The organism is Chryseobacterium artocarpi (assembly GCF_001684975.1).
GTDB classification, from domain to species: domain Bacteria; phylum Bacteroidota; class Bacteroidia; order Flavobacteriales; family Weeksellaceae; genus Chryseobacterium; species Chryseobacterium artocarpi.
In genome coordinates, this window is the sequence record NZ_MAYH01000001.1 from 656,423 (window position 1) to 675,835 (window position 19,413).

18 protein-coding genes and 1 tRNA gene are annotated in these 19,413 nt (G+C 34.0%); 11 read left to right on the top strand and 8 right to left on the bottom strand.

What is annotated here, in order from left to right; genetic code table 11:
• Positions 1-57 precede the first annotated feature (57 nt).
• Both BBI01_RS02820 and BBI01_RS02825 read right to left on the bottom strand, forming a co-directional pair.
• Positions 58-789 (bottom strand): YggS family pyridoxal phosphate-dependent enzyme, encoded by a 732-nt coding sequence (locus tag BBI01_RS02820; RefSeq protein WP_065393157.1) that lies wholly within the window; start codon positions 787-789, stop codon positions 58-60.
• Entirely contained in the window at positions 789-1,505 is a 717-nt protein-coding gene (locus BBI01_RS02825) for an AAA family ATPase (RefSeq protein WP_065393158.1), read from the bottom strand. The genes BBI01_RS02820 and BBI01_RS02825 overlap by 1 nt, the downstream gene beginning before the upstream one ends.
• Before the next feature lie 1,009 nt (positions 1,506-2,514).
• Here BBI01_RS02825 and BBI01_RS02830 point away from each other — a divergent pair.
• Positions 2,515-2,850, top strand: a complete 336-nt coding sequence (locus tag BBI01_RS02830) for a DMT family transporter (RefSeq protein WP_065393351.1) — start codon at positions 2,515-2,517, stop codon at positions 2,848-2,850.
• A gap of 19 nt (positions 2,851-2,869) precedes the next feature.
• Here BBI01_RS02830 and BBI01_RS02835 read toward each other — a convergent pair whose 3' ends face one another.
• On the bottom strand, positions 2,870-3,298 hold the full coding sequence (locus BBI01_RS02835) for a hypothetical protein (protein ID WP_065393159.1): 429 nt from the start codon (positions 3,296-3,298) through the stop codon (positions 2,870-2,872).
• 189 nt (positions 3,299-3,487) lie between these two features.
• Here BBI01_RS02835 and BBI01_RS02840 point away from each other — a divergent pair, with 189 nt between their 5' ends.
• The 4 genes from BBI01_RS02840 (at position 3,488) to BBI01_RS02860 (ending at position 7,965) form a co-directional block, all read left to right on the top strand.
• Entirely contained in the window at positions 3,488-4,564 is a 1,077-nt protein-coding gene (locus tag BBI01_RS02840; protein ID WP_065393160.1) for a sensor histidine kinase, read from the top strand.
• Entirely contained in the window at positions 4,564-5,286 is a 723-nt protein-coding gene (locus BBI01_RS02845) for a LytR/AlgR family response regulator transcription factor (protein WP_065393161.1), read from the top strand. Before BBI01_RS02840 ends, BBI01_RS02845 begins: the two co-directional genes overlap by 1 nt.
• 112 nt (positions 5,287-5,398) lie before the next feature.
• On the top strand, positions 5,399-6,754 hold the full coding sequence (locus BBI01_RS02850) for a deoxyguanosinetriphosphate triphosphohydrolase (protein WP_065393352.1): 1,356 nt from the start codon (positions 5,399-5,401) through the stop codon (positions 6,752-6,754).
• A 272-nt stretch (positions 6,755-7,026) separates the two neighbouring features.
• Positions 7,027-7,965, top strand: coding sequence for an SPFH domain-containing protein (locus BBI01_RS02860; protein WP_065393163.1), 939 nt, complete (start codon positions 7,027-7,029; stop codon positions 7,963-7,965).
• Positions 7,966-8,169: 204 nt separating this feature from the next.
• Here BBI01_RS02860 and BBI01_RS23035 read toward each other — a convergent pair whose 3' ends face one another.
• The gene (locus BBI01_RS23035; RefSeq protein ID WP_228393926.1) at positions 8,170-8,784 is read right to left on the bottom strand and encodes a DUF4377 domain-containing protein; all 615 of its coding nucleotides are present in this window, start codon (positions 8,782-8,784) and stop codon (positions 8,170-8,172) included.
• 295 nt (positions 8,785-9,079) lie between these two features.
• Here BBI01_RS23035 and BBI01_RS02870 point away from each other — a divergent pair, with 295 nt between their 5' ends.
• Both BBI01_RS02870 and BBI01_RS02875 read left to right on the top strand, forming a co-directional pair.
• Entirely contained in the window at positions 9,080-9,880 is an 801-nt protein-coding gene (locus tag BBI01_RS02870; RefSeq protein ID WP_065393164.1) for a hypothetical protein, read from the top strand.
• Positions 9,880-10,332, top strand: coding sequence for a lipocalin-like domain-containing protein (locus BBI01_RS02875; RefSeq protein ID WP_228393927.1), 453 nt, complete (start codon positions 9,880-9,882; stop codon positions 10,330-10,332). The genes BBI01_RS02870 and BBI01_RS02875 overlap by 1 nt, the downstream gene beginning before the upstream one ends.
• Before the next feature lie 175 nt (positions 10,333-10,507).
• Here BBI01_RS02875 and BBI01_RS02880 read toward each other — a convergent pair whose 3' ends face one another.
• A complete protein-coding gene (locus BBI01_RS02880) occupies positions 10,508-10,846 on the bottom strand; it encodes an Mpo1-like protein (protein ID WP_065393166.1) in 339 nt (112 codons plus the stop codon).
• 150 nt (positions 10,847-10,996) lie between these two features.
• Entirely contained in the window at positions 10,997-12,679 is a 1,683-nt protein-coding gene (locus BBI01_RS02885) for an APC family permease (RefSeq protein ID WP_065393167.1), read from the bottom strand.
• Between the two features lie 176 nt (positions 12,680-12,855).
• Here BBI01_RS02885 and BBI01_RS02890 point away from each other — a divergent pair, with 176 nt between their 5' ends.
• The 4 genes from BBI01_RS02890 to BBI01_RS02905 all read left to right on the top strand — a co-directional run bounded on the left by BBI01_RS02890 (position 12,856) and on the right by BBI01_RS02905 (position 18,258).
• Entirely contained in the window at positions 12,856-15,819 is a 2,964-nt protein-coding gene (locus BBI01_RS02890; protein ID WP_065393168.1) for a tetratricopeptide repeat protein, read from the top strand.
• Between the two features lie 9 nt (positions 15,820-15,828).
• Positions 15,829-16,314, top strand: coding sequence for a hypothetical protein (locus BBI01_RS02895; RefSeq protein ID WP_065393169.1), 486 nt, complete (start codon positions 15,829-15,831; stop codon positions 16,312-16,314).
• Positions 16,315-16,344: 30 nt separating this feature from the next.
• A complete protein-coding gene (locus BBI01_RS02900) occupies positions 16,345-18,111 on the top strand; it encodes a TonB-dependent receptor (RefSeq protein ID WP_065393170.1) in 1,767 nt (588 codons plus the stop codon).
• Positions 18,112-18,186: 75 nt separating this feature from the next.
• Positions 18,187-18,258, top strand: a tRNA-Arg gene (locus tag BBI01_RS02905).
• A gap of 192 nt (positions 18,259-18,450) precedes the next feature.
• Here the strand turns inward: BBI01_RS02905 and BBI01_RS02910 are convergent.
• Positions 18,451-18,984, bottom strand: a complete 534-nt coding sequence (locus BBI01_RS02910) for a hypothetical protein (protein WP_123862059.1) — start codon at positions 18,982-18,984, stop codon at positions 18,451-18,453.
• Positions 18,985-19,186: 202 nt separating this feature from the next.
• Positions 19,187-19,360 carry a hypothetical protein gene (locus BBI01_RS22685; protein ID WP_165602210.1) on the bottom strand — a complete coding sequence of 58 codons (174 nt, stop codon included), beginning with the start codon at positions 19,358-19,360 and terminating at the stop codon, positions 19,187-19,189.
• Positions 19,361-19,413: the final 53 nt, after the last annotated feature.

Genomic DNA, 19,413 nt, shown 5'->3' on the forward strand with positions numbered 1-19,413 from the left:
GATTTAGTATAATTTTATATGTTTTTAACGAGATAAGAATGCTTTTTATCTTTTCTGTCAATTTTTTTCATTCCAATAATAGCTGTCCGGATATATTCTTGCTCCAAAAACAGCAGTTCCTACCCGTACAATCGTTGCTCCTTCTTCAATGGCTGTTTCCAGATCACCACTCATTCCCATGGAAAGTTCTTTCATTTCTACATTAGGAATATTTTCGAGAATGATTTCCTGCTGAAGATTTTTAAGGATTTTAAAGCACTTTCTTACCTTTTCTGTTTCCGCACTGAATAATCCAATGGTCATCAAGCCTTTGATTTTTAATGTAGAGAATTCGGCAACTCTCTTGGTCAGTTCAATAGCATTTTTCGGATCTACACCAAATTTACTTTCTTCATTAGAAGTATTCACCTGGATTAATACTTCGATGGTTTTGTTTTCCGCTAAAAGCCTTTGATGCAGTTTCTCAGCCAGATCCAGACGGTCAAGAGACTGAACACATGTTACATCGTATTTCAGAATATCTTTGATCTTATTGGTCTGGAGGTGTCCTATAAAATGATTGATATGTGGAATATCTTTTAATTCTTCATACTTCTCCTTCAGTTCCTGTACTTTGTTTTCTGCAATTAAAACCTGTTCGTTTTCAATAGCCACTTTAATACGTTCAGCAGAAACGGTTTTAGTTGCCAATAAAAGCTTTACTTCATCAGGTTTTCTTCCTGCTTTTTCGCATGCATTTTTGATCCGGGTATTGATGATTTCAAGATTGTGAAGGATATCTTCTTTCATTATCGTGAGGTTTCTTTGGCTTCCAGTTTTTGTATTAAAGCAGCTTTTACAGAGGTTAAAGCATGATCTTTAGCTTCAGCAAAAGAAATAGAATATTTTCTTTCAATAATTCTCATGTCTTCAGGGAACTGAGCGAGTAGTGTGTCATAGAATTCATCCAAAAATTCCACAGAAGGCATTTCATAATTGATTTTAAGCTGAAAACGTCTCAGTATGGCTGTATCAATAATTTCGGCATGATTCGTTGCACAGATAAGAAGAGCATTTTCAGGATAGTAATCAATAAGCTGGATCAAAGTGTTTACCAGTCTTCTCATTTCTCCTACATCCTTATCATCACTGCCTCTTGCTTTCCCAATCTGATCCAGTTCATCAAGAAAAAGAACGCACCTCTCTCTTCCGGCTTTATCAAAAATCATTTTTATATTCTGGGATGTTTCTCCAATTCGGGATGAAACGATATTGCTTAAATTTAAAATGATAATATTCTTCCCAAGAGCAGTGGCAATGGCTTTTGCTGTCATTGTTTTACCGCAGCCTGAACTTCCTTCAAGGAGGATTTTGTTGTTTACAGGAAGACCGTATTCCAGAAGTTCTTTGCTGTAAGTATTTTCTTTGATAAGTTGAATAAGGGAATCCCTGTTACTTTTACTGAGGAATACTTCGTTTAGATTTACCTGTTCTTTATCTTGAATAATGAGATTGTAAAGATTCATGATGATAATTAAATAAACAAAGATAAAGCTTTATTAAATGTAATATAAATCCTGAATGGGAATAAACAGCTGGTCCAGAAAATAGAGGACTATATAGTTTTGGCTAGGGAAGAAAAGACTCTTGTGACAATATAAAAAAAGAGAAGCTAAACGTAAGTTTGGCTTCTCTAATTGGATATTAAAATTTGTTATGAAACTAAGATCTTTTTGCTATGTTTTTGGGCCCTTTTACCCCATTGGTAAAAGAGCGATCTGATTTCTCAGAGTAAAAACATAAAACAATATAATTAGTATAGTTTTGCTATAGGCTTTTATTATTTAATGATTAGTTTCTTTCTCTTCTTACTGTCATGAAATATGATGAGAATACTACTAAACATGTTGCGATACCGATATAAGTTACCATTTTGTATTATTTTTAATTATTTGACTTTTTTTTATCAATCTTTCAATTGCAATATTACAACTTTCAAATTGTGTGCCAAAGCAAATCACCATGATGTATATCAGTATGTTAGGGGTGTGTTGGTTAATTTTAAAGTGATTTTTTGTTTACAATGTGTTAATGTGTTATTGTGAATTTATTAATATATTTGTTATTCTGTCTTTAAAAAAATATGAAAACGATAATCATTTACTGGCTTATATATTGGAGTTGATAAAACAAATAATAAATAATGCAAAGCATAGGATTGAGGCAAAGTGCTTTTTTTGGATGTAAACTTTTATCGTAAAATAGATTTCTATGTTAAGAAAATTTATTTCTAACGATGATTTTTGAACAAATATTTTTGTTAGGTGTCAGATTGTATGACATATTTTTTGTGTCAGAAGTAGAAAATAATGACAGTTTTCTATAGATTTTATGTAATTAAAAAAGAAACTTCTTTAGCCATAATGAATTATTGAAACCTTATACCGTTTGTATATCATGTACAATACACGGATTCTTGATCATATAAAGGATAAAGAAATTGGTTTTATTATTTTTGCAGAAAGAATACATCACATGGGACGCAGTTATATTTTTCTAGCCTTGGCAATTATATTTGAGATCATAGCAACTACATTTCTGAAAAAATCAGAAGAATTTTCAAAACTATTGCCCTCTATTATTACTGTGGTAGGATACGCTTGTGCTTTTTATTTTTTAAGTTTAACCCTTCGTCAGATTCCTGTAGGAATTACTTATGCTATTTGGTCGGGAGTAGGAATTGTGTTTATAACAATGATCGGAATTATAGCATTCAAGCAGGTTCCTGATTTGCCAGCCATTATAGGAATTGCTTTAATCGTAATTGGAGTGATTGTGATCAATGTATTTTCAAAAATGGGTACACATTGATTTTTTTCAAACATTCATTTTACTTTACCCTATGAATGCTGGTCTGGAAAAAATGAAATAGAAATATTTTATCATAAAAAATCTCTAAACTATTTTCAATGATGAAGTCGGAATGACGGTTTCTGTCGCCCGAAAAATCTTCTTCCACAAATACGAACCACAATTCAGAAAGCCCATGTCTTTTCTTAAATTCCTCAGAAGTGTTGCAGTCAGGAAATGATGAATTTTTCATATCATAAAAAAGAATTCCTTTCGAAAGCCCATCCTGCTCGATAATATTAATTGAATGATGAAGGTAATCGATAACCTTAATATCATGATCCAGGCATTGAACGAAATGATGAAGATCGATCAGTTGTATTACCTTTTCTTCCTGTTGAGACTCTGTCATGAAAAAATATTTCGTTGTTATTTCCTGAGTTAATTCTTCAAAAACGGCTAATTCCATATACATTAATTAAACAATACAAAGAAATACACAATAGAGAAGCCGGAGATTATTTTTATACAAAACGGCTTGTATTTTATACGAAATCCGGAAAGATCAGTTGGTATAATAATATGCAGGTTTTGTATAATATTATAGGTATAACTTTTTGTATTACCTATTTTTGCGAATGATATATCCTGTTATAATATGAAATACAACACATGGAAATTTAAAGAAACTCTGGCAATGGATTTCCTGGTGGAAGAACGGTATAAGTATACCAGACACCTTTTATTTCTTATTTTCTTTTTCTTCCTGCTGTACAGTTCCAGATTCTGGCATTGGTATTCCGGGATGTATCAGTATTATGTCCTGTTGTTTGTGTATTCCATATTGATTGCAATGGTTTACATCAATATTTATGTGCTGGTTCCCAGGTTTTTCTTTAGAACAAGATATATAACATACCTGGTATTGCTGGTTCTCATGGGAGTGGTGGGATTGAATATCATCGGATATGGTTTTCGCTCAGTTTTCGCTGAATTTAGAACGATAAGCTTTCCAAAAGAAACCGAAAAAGGAGGGATTTATGAAGGGATTTTGATGTGTATTCCCATTATTCTGACAACAACGACAGTTAAGCTTTTACAAAAATGGATCAATGATAATAAGAAAATCAATGAGCTGAGTAGCCTTACATTGAATATGGAATTGAATGTTCTGAGGAATCAGATCAATCCTCATTTTCTTTTCAATATGCTTAATAACGTAAAAGCGCTTATAAGAACAGATCCGGAAAAAGCCTCCGTTGTCATTGTGAAGCTTTCAGAATTTCTTCGATATCAGCTTTACGAAAACAGTGAAGAAAAAACATTGCTCATATCTGAAATTGAATTTCTGTCCAACTTTTTAAACCTTGAAAAAATAAGACGTGAAAATTTTTCTTTTGACATTCATATAGATGCAGATAAGCGAACTTTAAATACTACATTCATTCCTCCGAATTTATTTACCACCTTTGTAGAAAATGCTGTAAAACACAGTGTAAATATCAGTGACGGAGAATCCTATGTGAAAATAAATATAAAAGTAGAAGACAAAGAACTTAGTTTTATCTGTATAAATTCCAAAGATCCCGGATATTCTTTGAAAGATAAAAAAAGCAGCGGATTAGGGCTGGTAAATATTAAACGAAGACTGGAACTTCTTTATAGCGATAAATTCGAGTTGAACACCATTTCCGAAGATAAAGAGTATACCGTAATTTTAAAAATTTCTGTGTAATGAACTGTATTATAGTAGATGATGAGCCCTTAGCGAGAGCAGAAATGTGCTCACTGATCAATGAAACTTCAAAGATGGATATCCTTGCAGAGTTTTCTAATGCGCCGTCTGCTCTGGAGTTTCTGAAAGAGAATGATGTTGATCTTATTTTCCTTGATATTGAAATGCCGATGGTAACAGGCTTGGAATTTGCCGAAATGCTTCCCAAAAGATCACTGATCATTTTTACCACGGCTTACTCTCAATATGCATTGAAAAGTTATGAACTGGAAGCTGTAGATTACCTTTTAAAACCAATTGACTCTCAAAGATTAGAAAAAGCGATTAATAAAGCAATCCTGTACACTGAACTTTTATCTAAGGATACCATAAAAAATACAATAGAATCCAACACTGCTGACTTTTTATTCATTAAAGCAGACCGAAGATTTTACAAAGTAAGTTTTTCTGATATTAAATTTATAGAAGGGCTCAAAGATTATGTTGTGATTCATACAATACAACAAAAGCTGATCACAGCTATGAATCTGAAAACGATCCATCAGAAAGTGTCTGAAGCAACCTTTATCCGGGTAAGTAAATCATATGTAGTGAATGCAGATTATATTGATTCATTTGATAATCATAGTATATATATTGATGAGTCAGAAATTCCGATCGGGGAGGTTTACAAAGCCGACTTTTTCGCGAAATATGCAGGTGGATTTTTAGGAACAGATTGATTTTAATACATACTAAATTCATCCGGCTTTAGCCAAAACTTAAAATATTGCATTCAATAAATAGATAAATATTATTCCGTAAAATTAAAATTTGGAGTAATTTTGAAAAATGATGAATTTAAACCAGATTTTCACCAATCAACGTACAGGAAACAATCCAGCTACTAAAGCTTCAAGAACTGATTTTCAAAGAGATTTCGACAGGATTATCTTCTCTTCTGCTTTCAGAAGACTCCAGAACAAAACTCAGGTTTTTCCTTTGCCGGGAAGTGTATTTGTACACAACAGGCTGACACACTCTCTGGAAGTGTCGTCTGTGGGAAGAAGTTTAGGAAGTATTATTGGTGAATTTATTGCGGAGGACTACAAAAATGAACTTACAGAAGATTCAAAGAATTTTTATCTATATAATTTAGGAAATGTAATCGCTGCTGCATGTCTTTGTCATGACGTAGGAAATCCCGCTTTCGGACACTCAGGAGAAGATGCGATTGCAAGTTATTTCGAGAGAAATGAAAAAGATCTGAAATCAAAATTCAATGAAAAAGAATGGGCGGATCTGGTAAACTTTGAAGGAAATGCGAATGCTATCAGAGTATTGGCTCAACAACAAAATGGAAAAGATGCAGGAGGAATTCAACTTACTTTTTCTACATTGGCAAGTATTGCAAAATATCCTTGTGAGGCTGTAGCCAAGAAAAAAGGAATCATCCATAGAAAGAAATTCGGGTTTTTCCAGAATGAAAAAGATATATTTCTCGAAATTGCAAAAGGTACACAGCTCATCTCCGAATGTGAAGAACCCCATATTTTCAAAAGACATCCATTCGTATGGCTGGTAGAAGCTGCTGATGATATTTGCTATAATATTATTGACATGGAAGATGCTCACAGACTTGGAATAGTCTCTACTTTCGACTGTGAAAACCTTTTCTTTGAATTGGTTAAATCCGAAAGTAATGATATCGACAGGGTTAAAACCAAGCTGGCATCTATTTCCAACGAAAATGAAAAAATTTCTTACCTGAGAGCAAAAGCAATCAATGCATTGATCAATAAATCGCTTGAGAGCTATAAGCAGAATTTCGAAACGATTTTAACAGGCAATCTTGATAAAGGTTTACTGGATATTTATAAATCTGAGAACAGTGCTTTACAGGATATAGAATCTTTCTCCATTGAAAAGATTTACAATCACAAAGCTGTAGTGGAAATTGAAAACGCAGGTTACAACGTAATGTATGAATTGCTGGATCACTTTATTCCATCCATTTTAAAGCCGGAAGAAGAAAGAAAATCTTACGATAAAAAAGCTCTGAAATTACTTCCAAGACAGTTTGTATATGATAACGGAACAGATTATCAGAAAGTATTGGGAATCATTGATTTCGTTTCCGGAATGACAGATAATTATGCAACAGACCTTTATAGAAAAATAAAAGGAATAGAGATCGGGATGACGGTATAATTTTAAAGTTTAAAGGACTTTTTGAAATGAAAATTGTATCGCGGATACTCTGTGGTGATATCATAAAATGTAGAATCAACGGCTTTCACAATAACTTCATCGTTTGTGAATTCAAAAATAATATTTTTGATGATACGGCTGTTGGTTCCTCTTTTTTTTAAGTTACAGGCTGCCAAAGCAAACATTAATAACGGGTATTAGTTTATGTCGTAAATATACTTGATTTAAAACTAAAGTATTATCTTTATGCTAATCAATATAAAAACTAAACTATGGGTATTTTTCTGGCACCCGTCATTATCCTCGGGTTAATCATTTTATTCGCTTCGTTTTTTGTAGTTAAGCAGGAGACGGCAGCCATTATTGAACGTTTTGGAAAATTCCAGGCGGTAAAACACTCCGGGCTTCATCTTAAACTTCCAATCATAGATCAGATTGCTAAAAGACTTAATCTTAGAATCCAGCAATTAGATGTAATGATTGATACTAAAACACTGGACAACGTTTTCATAAAAATGAAGATTTCTGTTCAGTATCAGGTAATAAGGAATCAGGTTGGAGATGCTTTTTATCGTTTAGAAAACCCTGAAAATCAAATAACTTCATTCGTTTTTGACGTAGTGCGTGCAGAAGTTCCAAAACTGAAATTAGATGATGTTTTCGTAAGAAAAGATGATATTGCCGTTGCCGTAAAAAGTGAATTACAGGAAGCGATGAATAGTTACGGATATGATATTATTAAAGCCTTGGTCACAGATATTGATCCGGATGAGCAGGTAAAACATGCTATGAACCGAATCAATGCTGCAGAACGAGAAAAAACAGCAGCAGAATATGAATCTGAAGCTCAAAGGATCAGAATTGTGGCAGTTGCAAAAGCCGAAGCTGAATCGAAAAAATTACAAGGGCAGGGGATTGCAGATCAAAGAAGAGAAATTGCAAAAGGACTTGAAGAATCAGTAAGAATGCTAAATAACGTAGACATCAATTCCCATGAAGCTTCTGCACTTATCGTGGTAACACAGCATTATGATACTTTACATTCTGTAGGAGCAAGTAACCGAAGTAATCTGGTACTTCTTCCCAATTCACCTACTGCTGCGAGCGGAATGCTGAACGATCTTGTTGTAGCAATGACTACAGCAAATACAGTAGGAGAGGCAACCAAAGGAAAGTATCCTGAGCCACCACAAAAAGAATCGGGATATTAGAGAGAAAGGAAGCAGGGAAGCTGGATGCCGGAAGTTATGGTTGTCGAAAGTAGTGATGAAACTCTTTTTATAAGCTTTTTTGGCTAACATCTATGCAAATTGATAAAGATAAGTTTACTGTCTGTCATTACTTCCAGCATCCAGCTTCAGGCTTCCTAACCATAAAATAAAAAAGCTACAGAAATTTCTGTAGCTTTTTTATTTTTATTTCTTTGTTTTAGAAACCTGTTCTACCAACGTGTACTTAATAGATGAAGCATCTGCCGGTGGATTAGCGATTTTTTCTGTTTTCACTTTCAGAACATATTCGTATCCTGGCTCATAAGTAAATCCTTCGATATTGCTGTAGAAATTTGTCCAGTTATCAGAAGCATTTTCCTTCACCTGCATACATTTCATACGTCCAGCTCCTGCTGAGCAATCTAAGGTTTCAGCACCTATGATAAGCGTTTTTTCATTCGCTGCGATTCCCTCTTTTTTAGTTTTGGAAACCTGCTTTACCAATGTGTATTTGATAGACGAACCATCAGCCGGAGGATTGGCGATTTTTTCTGTTTTTACCTTTAATACATATTCGTATCCCGGTTCGTAAGTAAATCCTTCAATGTTTGTGTAGAAGTTGGTCCAGTCTTCCGATGCCTTTTCTTTTACCTGCAGACATTTCATCGGAGCTACTCCTGTACAGTCTGCTGTTTGTGGTCCTACGATGAATGTTTTTTCATCAGCTGCGGATACCCCGGCAGTAGTTGTACATTGTGTCATTGCAAATAATGCTAATGCAGGTGCTGCCCCTTTTAGAATTGTTGCTATACTTTTCATAAACTTGATTTTAAAACCATACCTCGCAATTACCATGCCGAAGTTTTTCCGAATTAGCGGATTTCCGGTATTGTTTTTTAGTTTTTTAATCATTTAATTTGGAGTTTCCAATAAACGATGTCACTGGGGATAATATATTCTATATAATGATATTTGGCTCAGAAATATTGGAGGTCAGTAAATTATAGAGATAGAAAAAAGTCCAAATTATATTCAGTTTTATAGTAAAATTAAAGAGTATGATTGAGGCTTCCGGACTTTATATTTTAAAGGAAAGAAAAATGAATTTGAATTAATGAAAAGATTAATCGTATTAATTTCTGTTGTTTTTGTAACCGGTAGCATGTTTGCTCAAAAAACAGACAATGCTTTGCAGGGATATTTTGAGGAACAAGGAGACAAAACACTTTATCACTCGTTTAATTTTGATGGAAACGGAAGAATGGTAGGAGGAATGTCTAATGGACATTATTTTACCAGAAATGATAGTTTGATTGTATTTCCGGATAAGGATGTGTTTATTTTTAAAATCAAGAAAAACAAACTGATTGGTATTTCCAATTGGGTGAAAGATGGTGTCTGGATTCGTAAAAAGGATGATAATGAGGTTAATAACAGGAAGAATCCTGTAGCAGCTCAAAAAAATGCGGCTCTGCTTGCTGGGTATTACGATAAAACCAAGAATATGACAGGTTTTGATGCTTTACTTTCCGATGACCTTCTTATTGCAAGTGAAAGCTTTTGTAATCAAGGGTTGGCTAAGGCATGCCTGAGTACGTTCGGATTAAAAATGATGAAATATACTCCCGGGGTTTTAAGCGGTCCGGAAAAGGTTAAAGAGAAGAAACTAAAACCACATCCGGAACTGATACAGCTTTCCAAGAGAATAATAAGTTTAGGAGATACCGAAGGATATAATGTTTTAGGAAGTTATTATTATCTTTTAGGACTTCGAGAAAAAGCTTTTGCAGTCTGGAGTGAAGGAGAGAAACATGGAGATGCAGCCTCAACTTTATCCAAAGGATTGATTGATTTTGGGGAGGAAATGGACAAAGAGGTTAAAAAAAACAATAATAACAATAAAAAGAAGAAATGATGAGAATTGTATTTTCCTCAGTCTTGGTTTTAATGTGTGCTTCGTTTGGGTTTGCACAGAAGCTTAAAAAAGAAGATGTTGTAGGATTTTGGAAATTAAAAGAATCGGGCTTTTATGAAGGTAAAAAGAAAGAGAAGAAAGATTTTGACAACTGCCTTTTAATGAGAAATTATACAATAAGAGAAGATGGTTTTGCAATATATAACCGTATAGAAGGAAGTGTGGGAAACTGTATTCCTACTGAACCTTCTCTATCATTCTGGAAAATTGTAGATAACAGAATTCAGTTCTATATAAATAAAGATACAATTATTGATGAGGTGGAGGTTACTTTGAATAGTGATAAAACGATTACTTTTACCAGTTATATTCCTCAACCGATTAAAGATAAAGATCCGAATTTGGAAAAGATGTTAAATACAATTTATTATGATGTGCTAGAAGCTTATTAGAAACTATTCTAACTTCTTAATAAGACATATTTTAAACCATTAAGGATTAAGATTAAATGATCTCTTGCTTTGGTAAGGAAGCTTATTCTTAATGGTTTGATTTAAACATAAATATTACAAATTCCTTTCAATAACAGTTATTGTGAATAAGTTTAAGCAATCTCAAGAGAATACATTAATGCAGCTCTTGAGGTTGCTTATTGGTATCTTTAAACTTCTGCTTACCAATTAAAAGTTCAAAAAACAACCTGAAATCAGAGAATAAAGACCATAGCGGATACCTGAATGTGGCAGGTTTATTTCGTTCAATAACGGCATGACTAAACCATGCGAATCCATAGCCTACAATTGGGATATACCATAGAAATCTTTCTTTTCCTGAGCTGATAACATATCCGATGACTACAAATACGAGAAGTGTACCGATAAAGTGGAAAATTCGGGTTCCGGTTTTACTGTGTTCTGTAAGGTAGAACTGATAAAATTCACTGTAAGTTTTGATTCTTTCAGACATGGTGATGTTAGTTTGGTGTTTATCTGTGAGTTACAGCAATAACTTTGCCGATTTTCTAAATGTGTAAAAAGCAAAAAGGGCAAAACTGTAAAAAGATAAATTAACATTCACTTTTTGCAGTTTTGTCCTTTTAAGGTTAGCAATTATGCTTTAATTATTTTTTAACTCTTTTCCAAGCTTACTGTTCTTATAACCATAGAAGAAGTAGATGACCATTCCGATCAGGAACCACATTCCAAACCAGAACCAGTTTTCATGGCTCATCCCTGTAAGAAGGTATAAACATGAGCTTAGACCTACCAGTGGAATAAGAGAAAGGTTCTTCACAAAAGCCACCCCACACATAATCAGGTTAAGGATAATGAAAAAGAAAATAGAAGCTCTGAATTCACCTTCTTTAGGATCTCCCCAGTTCATTAATGTTTGGAAAAACTCCGGCTGCCAGAAATAGAAAGCAATCAATCCACCGATGAAAACAACAGGGAAGATAAACTTACCATTGATATAAGGCAGGTGAAATCTTCCTTTGATCTTTTCTTTTGCAGGAAGTACAAGAACTCCCGCACATACCAATACAAAAGCGAAAATAGTTCCGATACTTGTAAAATCAAGAATGAATGTTTTGTCTGTGAATAAAATCGGAATTCCTACTACAATCCCTGTAACGATAGTAGCAAAAGAAGGCGTTTTATATTTTGGATGAATTTTAAGGAATTTCTGAGGCATTAATCCATCACGGCTCATTGCGTACCAAATTCTTGGCTGTCCCATTTGGAACACTAATAATACAGTAGTAATTGCCACAATTGCCACAAATGAAACTACAAGTTCCATCCATGCAACATTCGCATTGGTTTTTTCAAAGATGAAAGAAAGCGGATCTCCCACGCCATCAAATTTTCTGTAATCTACCATACCTGTTAATACCAATGTAAGAGCAATATAGATCACAGTACATAATACAAGGGAGATGATCATCCCTTTAGGTAAAGTCTTTTGTGGGTCTTTTGTTTCTTCTGAAAGTACACTTAAGGCATCAAAACCTATATAAGCAAAGAAAACTCCTGATACGGCACTCATGACTCCCGTAAAGCCATTAGGCATGAATGAAGGAGTTCCCGTTACCGGGCTTATTGGTGTCCAGTTATCAGTGTTGATATAAGCAAAACCTACTAAAATAACCAATAAAATCACTCCCAATTTTAAGATTACCAGTGAGTTGTTGAAATTTTTACTTTCCTTTACACCTACATAACAAAGCCATGTAATTAAACCATTAATAACCAAGGCTGGAACATCTACAATAAATTTTAAGTTCCCGATTAATGGGGCATTTTTCCATGCATTTAAAAGTTCTTTATTTTCGGAACCATTTAAAAAGGCTTTCTTCGCTTCTGTATAACTGCAGGTTAGGTAATCCGGAATATGCATTCCCAAACGTCCCAGAAAACTTGTGAAGTAATCTGACCAGGAAAAGGCAACATAGATGTTTCCAAAGGAATATTCCATAATCAGTGCCCAGCCGATGATCCAGGCAATAAGTTCCCCGAAACTGGCATAAGCATACGTATACGCAGAGCCTGCTGTAGGAATTCTGCTGGCAAATTCAGCATAGCATAAAGCCGTGAATCCACAGGCAAAACCACAAATCAAATATAGAAGGATAACACCGGGACCGCCTCTGAAAACAGCTTCTCCCAAACTACTAAAACTTCCTGCTCCTATTATCGCCGCAATACCAAAAAATACAATGTCCCATACACCTAAAACTCTTAAAAGTCCTGTTGACGTATCTGTATCCGAATAGATTTTTCTTCTAAAAAGTTGACTCATTCAATAACTATATTTGATTTGAAAAAAAACAAATGTAATGATAATTACAAAAGTATGTTAAAAAATAGCTAAATTTTCTATATTTTTCCTTAAACTCCCTTCACAGACTTGTTTAAGCAATAAGTTTTCAATACTTTCGTTGATATATTTAGACTAATTTTCTTATATCAAGAAGAATGAAATCAAAAAAAATACTTTTAGCGGCGGCTGTTATTTATTTCGGAATTACCGATGCCCAACAGTCCCAATATTTTACACAGAAAGAAAATTATAGATTCAATCTAGCTGAAAATCTTTACCAGACAAAAATATACAACGCTTCCCAATACGAATACGCAAGACAATATTTCTACAATCAGAATCTGTCTCGTTCGAAAAAGGAAGCGGCTCAGTTTTTTGACAATGTGATAGGAGTTATTCTCCAAAAAAATCACGCTGAGGAAGGATTGACAGCTTTCATGAAAGAGTACCCGAATTCTGCTTATTTTGCGCAGGCTAATCTTCCTTTGGCGGATTACTATTTAGCAAAAAAAGACTTTGACAAGGCTTTGGAAACTCTGAAGAAAGTGAATCAATACCAGCTTTCAAAAGAAGAGAATACACAGTATATTCTGAAATTGGGATACGCCAAGTTTATGACGGGTGACTCTAAAGGAGCTATTGATGCTCTTGAAGAGGCTTATAAAACAGCTGATCAGTCTCAAAAAGGAGATATTGCTTATATGCTTGGGCATTTGTACTATAGCAACAGGCAGAATGATAAGGCTTTCCAATATTTTGATTCCATTAAAGATCAGGACAAATTCTCAAGACTAGTACGTCCTTACTATGTACAGATGTATTATAATGATAAGAATTATGATAAGGCGATCTCTGAAGGAAATGCTTTACTGAATGAAAATATTTCAGAATCCTATAAAGCAGAGGTTCACAAGATCATCGGTGAAAGTTATTTCATGAAGAATGATTATACTTCGGCTTATCCACACTTAAAGGATTATCTGAATGTACAGCAGAACCCTTCTGAAAACGATCTTTATGAAATGGGATTTGTAGCGGCTCAGCTTAAAAAATATGATGAAGCCGTTTCTTACTATAATCAGCTTCTTAACAGTAATTCTGCATTGGCGCAGAATGCTTATTATCAATTAGGAAATGCATATCTGGCTGTTGATAAAAAGCAGGAAGCACTTTCAGCATTCCGTTCTTCTTATCAGATGGATTATGATGCAAAAGTGAAAAGACTTGCCCATGAACAGTATGCAAAATTAGGATATGATATCGGTAACCCGTTTGAAAATCCGTCATCTGTTATTCAAAGCTATATTAATAATGATCAGAATGCAGCCAATGCTTCGGAAATGAGGTCATTATTAGTAAAATCATACTTGTATTCCGGGAATTATAAGGAAACATTGAATGCAATCGACAAATTGCAAAGTTCAACTCCTGATATCAATAAAGTAGATCAGGAAGTTTCTTACCTTTTGGGAACAGAAGAGTTCAACAAAGGAAATTATGATGAAGCTGAAAAATATTTCTTAAGAAGTTTAGGCTTTAATATTAATAAAGAATTCAACAGCAGAGCTTTGTATTGGCTGGCTCAGGTATATTACCAAAAAGGTAATTATCCGTCTGCAATTGCTCGTTATGAAAAACTTCTTAATGAAACTTTCCCTGAAAAGCAGCAGTTGCCTTATGATTTAGGATATGCTTATTTCAAAGCTAAAAAGTTCGATCAGGCAGCAACTTACTTCAAACAGTATCTTACAAATCCAAAACCAGAGTTTAAAAATGATGCAGAACTTCGTTTAGCAGATACTCATTACGCCAATAATGATCTGAACGAAGCAATTGCTATCTATGATAAAAATGAAGATGCCACGGATTATACTTTATATCAAAAGGCAATGGCTTTAGGATTTAAAGGGGATACTCAGGCAAAAATCAATAACCTTAAAAATCTGTTATCAAAGTATCCAAGCTCGGAATATTATGATGATGCTCAATATGAAATAGGAACAGCGTATGCTGCTCAGGATGATTTTACGAACTCCAATGATTACTTCGGAAAAGTAATTAAAGGTTCTTCAGACAAAGATCTGATTGCTAATGCCTCTATTTACAGAGCACAGAATTATATTGATCAGAACCAGAATGACAAGGCTCTTTCTGAACTGAAATCTTTAGGCGAGCAGTATAAAAATACAGCATACGCTTCAAAAATAGTTCAGGCTGCAAAACCTATTTTCACGAAAAACGGAGACGTTTCAGGATATGAAAACTTTGCAAGAAATATTGGTGTAAATGTAGATGCTTCTGAAATAGATGAAATCAACCTTTCTACCGGAAAACAATATTTTGCGAAGAAAGACTACAAGAATGCAATTTCTTACTATGAAAAGTATCTGACTCAAAATCCGACAGGAGAGGGGCTTTATCAGGCTAAATACGAGCTTGGGGAAAGTTATTATCAAACCAATAATTCAACAAAAGCACTTCTTGTGTTACAGGAAGTAGCAGGAGTACAAAACGATTATCAGGATGATGCTCAGACTCGTCTGGCTCAAATCTTTATTGCACAGGGAAATACTGCTGAAGCTAAAAAATATCTTGAAGGGATCAGAAACTCTTCTAATATCAGCATTAAAAACTATGCAAACGTTGAGCTGATGAAACTGTACGCGGAAGAAAAGAATTTCTCTGAAGCTGAAAAGCTTGCTAATGCCGTGATCGCAAACTCTAAAAACTCAGCAGCTGTGATTGAAACAGCAAAAGTGATTAAGGCGAGAAGCTTGATGAATTCAGGAAAAGATAAAGATGCTCAGACAGCTTATACATCTCTTGAAAAATCATCCAATACTTCTGTAGCAGCGGAAGCACTATATGCAAAAGCTTATTATCAGAATAAAGGAAAAGCATTCAAATCTTCCAATGAGACGATCTTTAAACTTGCCAATAATTATGCCTCTGAAGAGTTTTGGGGAGCTAAGGCATTGGTATTGATGGCTAAGAACTATATCGGGCTGAAGGATAATTATCAGGCAAGTTATACATGTGACCAGATTATTGCGAACTATAAGGATTTCCCTGAAATTGTTGCAGAAGCAAAAGAGGTTAAGAAACAGATTAAAAAATAAATCAGGGAGATGTTTAAAATTGTAACATATTCTTTTTTGGTTTCGGCTTCCTTATGGAGTTGTATTCCTGCTTATAGTGTTACTTCTAAAGAGTACAGAAAAGCAAAGGCAGACTTTCCCAAACAAAAGGTTTTTGTTGCGAATAAAGAACTTACGAAAGAATATAAGATTTTAAAACATTCCGATATTTATGAAGTTGTAGAGGACAGCACAAATGCAGCGAAATTAACATTACATCCAATGAAAATTTATACTCCTGCGTGTGGAAATCCTATTATTGGAAGTATGCTTACAGTAGGTTTGCTACCGTCTGTATTTCCTTATGATGTTTCTTACAGCTATGATATTGCTGAGAATAATACAACGAAAAATAATCAATACAATTTACAAGTTTATCAAAGCTTTTGGCTGTTTAATATATTCAGAATAGGCAAAACTTTTTCAAAACAGTCAGGGAAAGCATTGTTAGGAAGTTATATTGCTTCCAATAAATAGATCCCGTTATATTTTTCAAATTAAGAAAATATGAACAAGAAAATTCAATTATTATCTATATTATTTCTAGGAGTTTCGTCAGTGGCGTTTTCCCAGATCAAGGAGGAAAAACTGGTTCTTAATAAAAAGCGAGAGCCGGAGGTGAAGAAGATCGAAAAGAAGAAGACTTCTGTGGAAACCATTAAAAACTATCCACCGGAAGAAAAATCTCAGAACCCTGTGAAATATAGCATCACAGACGTTCCTGCGGTTTCTGATTTCAAAACGTCAACGATCCAGGGAGAAGATGTGGCTCCAAAATTTGACGGAACAGCTCAGAATAACTATGTTCAGTTTGGAATGGGGAATTACGGAAAAATCCTTTTGGACGGAAATGTTTCCAAAACCCTTGAAAATAAATTTGAAGTAGGAGCAGATGTTCATTTACTATCTACAAGTGGTCTTAAAAAAGATTACGACTGGAAATCAAAACAAACTTCTGCGACTATTGGAGCTTTCCTTAATTCTTATGGAGAAAAAGGGAAATTCAATATCAATGCTGAATATGGGTTAAATAATTATAATTACTATGGTATTTACGCTTTACAACCGTCAGGAGATGTTGATTTGAAGCAAAAAGTTAATCAGTTTAAGGTTAATGGATACTACGATTTTTATTCTAATGAGATTTTAAATGATGTAAGAGTGAAGTCTTCGTTCTTAAAGGATCATTTTGATGCTCAGGAAAACCAGGTTTCCATTCTTGCCAACCTTTCTAAGCATGCTGTAGAATTAGGGAAATCAGGAATCAATCTGAATGCTGATTTAGGAGTAGGTTTAGAAGCGGTAAAAACAGATTTTGAGATAGGAAACAAGAACTCTTCCAACTTCTTTAATACCAGCTTAGTTCCAAAAGTGACCTTCAGAAAAGGAGAGTCTTATTTAACATTGGGATCTTCATTCTCTTTCCTGAATGCTAAGAATTCCAATATCCAGATGGAACAAATAAAAAACAATAAGACTTACTGGTTCCCACAAGCAGAATTTCAGGTTGCAGCTGCTAAAGAATTTAAATTCTATGGTGGGGTAGACGGAGGTCTTAAACTAAATACTTACGGAGATCTTTTACAGGCGAATCCTTATATTATATCAGATCAGTATTTAAAGCCAACAGAGACAAAATATCACTTCTATGTAGGTCTGAGAGGAGATATCGATGAAACTTTAAAATATGACTTCTCTGCAGGCTTCGGAAAGATGAAAGACATTATGTTCTTTAAGGCAAATACTCTTTTTGACAATGTTTATACTCTTAACCGTTCTGCTTATGATTTTGCCAATACATTTACTGCGGTATATGATGATGGTAATGTAAGTGATATCAAAGGAAGTGTACAGTATTTCCCACTGGAAAACTTAATGATTGATGGAGAAGTAAGGTTTACAAAGTATAATTTAAAGAATTTTGAGAACATTTATAACGTTCCTTTACTGAATGCAAGCATCGGAGCAAAATATACAATGCTGGACAAGAAATTATTGTTAGGCTTCAAAGGAATCTTTGCAAGTGACAGAACAACAAATTCTTATGCTATTGAAGGAGTAGGAGGTCCAAACATGATTTTCCAGTCTACGGAAAATACTAACGATAAAGTTGGTGGTTATGCGGATTTAAATCTTTCTGCGGAGTATAAAATTCACAAAAATTTCAGTATTTTCGCACTCGGAAATAATCTTCTAAGCTCAAAGTACCAGACGTACAAAGGATATAAGGTTCTGGGTGCTCAGATTCTGGGAGGAGTAAAGATTACTTTCTAAAATATATGTAATAAGCAATGAATGATAGGTAATTTTGAAATTCCTCATTACTTATCATTCATTCCTCATGAATACGGCTGCATAGTTTAATGGATAGAACTTCGGATTTCGGCTCCGACAGTGAGGGTTCGAATCCTTCTGCGGTCACTAATCGCCCCTATTTTAGGGGCATTTTTATTTATACACCCCGATAATACCCCCGAAAACGGATAAAGACAAAAATATAGCCCCGGAAAGTCGGGGCATTTTTATTTCTTTCTTATTCCTAACCGAAACTACTTTTTAAGATATCCTATTATAATCTCATTTCCCTTTTCATCCTTTCGGTAAAGGTTAAAATTATTCCTTAGAGTCTTCAAACTCCGGATTTCTTGCTTTTATTTCTGTAATTAACATGTTTATCTGACTTTCTTTTTGATTGATATCTTTGGTAAAAGATTGCAGACTTCCGTTTGGAGTTCTTGCGTTTTTACTTAATTCAATTACGTTGGTATACAGAGAAAGTAATTTGTCGTAGGATGGATTTTTCTTATCTGAAATCGTTTTTACGTTTTTAGAAACTTTAGAAGTTAATGAGTCAATATTTGTATTTATACTGCTAATAGTTGTGTCTTTCTCCATTCTAAACATTGCGAAATTAAAATCAGGAACATAATAATCATCAAAATTTTTCGTAGTAGCAAGAGCATATTTTTTTTCAAATATTGCACTTGACCATACTAGCTGGATGGTTTTACATTTTGTAAGGGAAAGATCATATAATTCTAATAAATCCTTGAATAGCGGTTTGCCTTTTTTGTTAAAGTCTGAGCAAGAGTTTAAAAGCATAATAAAGGTCAGGGAAATAACTGAAAACAATATTATTTTCTTCATAAAATTATTTTTTATTTTAAGATATGTAATTCCTAGTAAACCAATGTTACGGTTTCCCATAATATGAATTAGTCAATACTTGATCTGTTTTAAAGTTATTTAATTATAACTGTTAGATTAAGTATTGACTAATTCACCTGAATTAACAGTGGGAAATTTTCTTCCATGTTGTCCATGGCTTAAAGATATAGAGAAATAAAATTTAATCCTTTAACTCTTCTTCATTTTTCGGTTTAAAATTTCTACCTACTCCTTGTTTAAGGAATGTTATTTTTCCTTGTACTTTCTTTGCTTTTTCAAGTATTTCTATGGCTTTAGTTCGTTCGTTAACTTTGCCCGCGTGTGTTATATTGTCCTGAATATCATTTTTTTTCATACTTCAAGATAGTGATTTTTTTTGACAAAAGCAAATAAACAGGCAGGCTATAT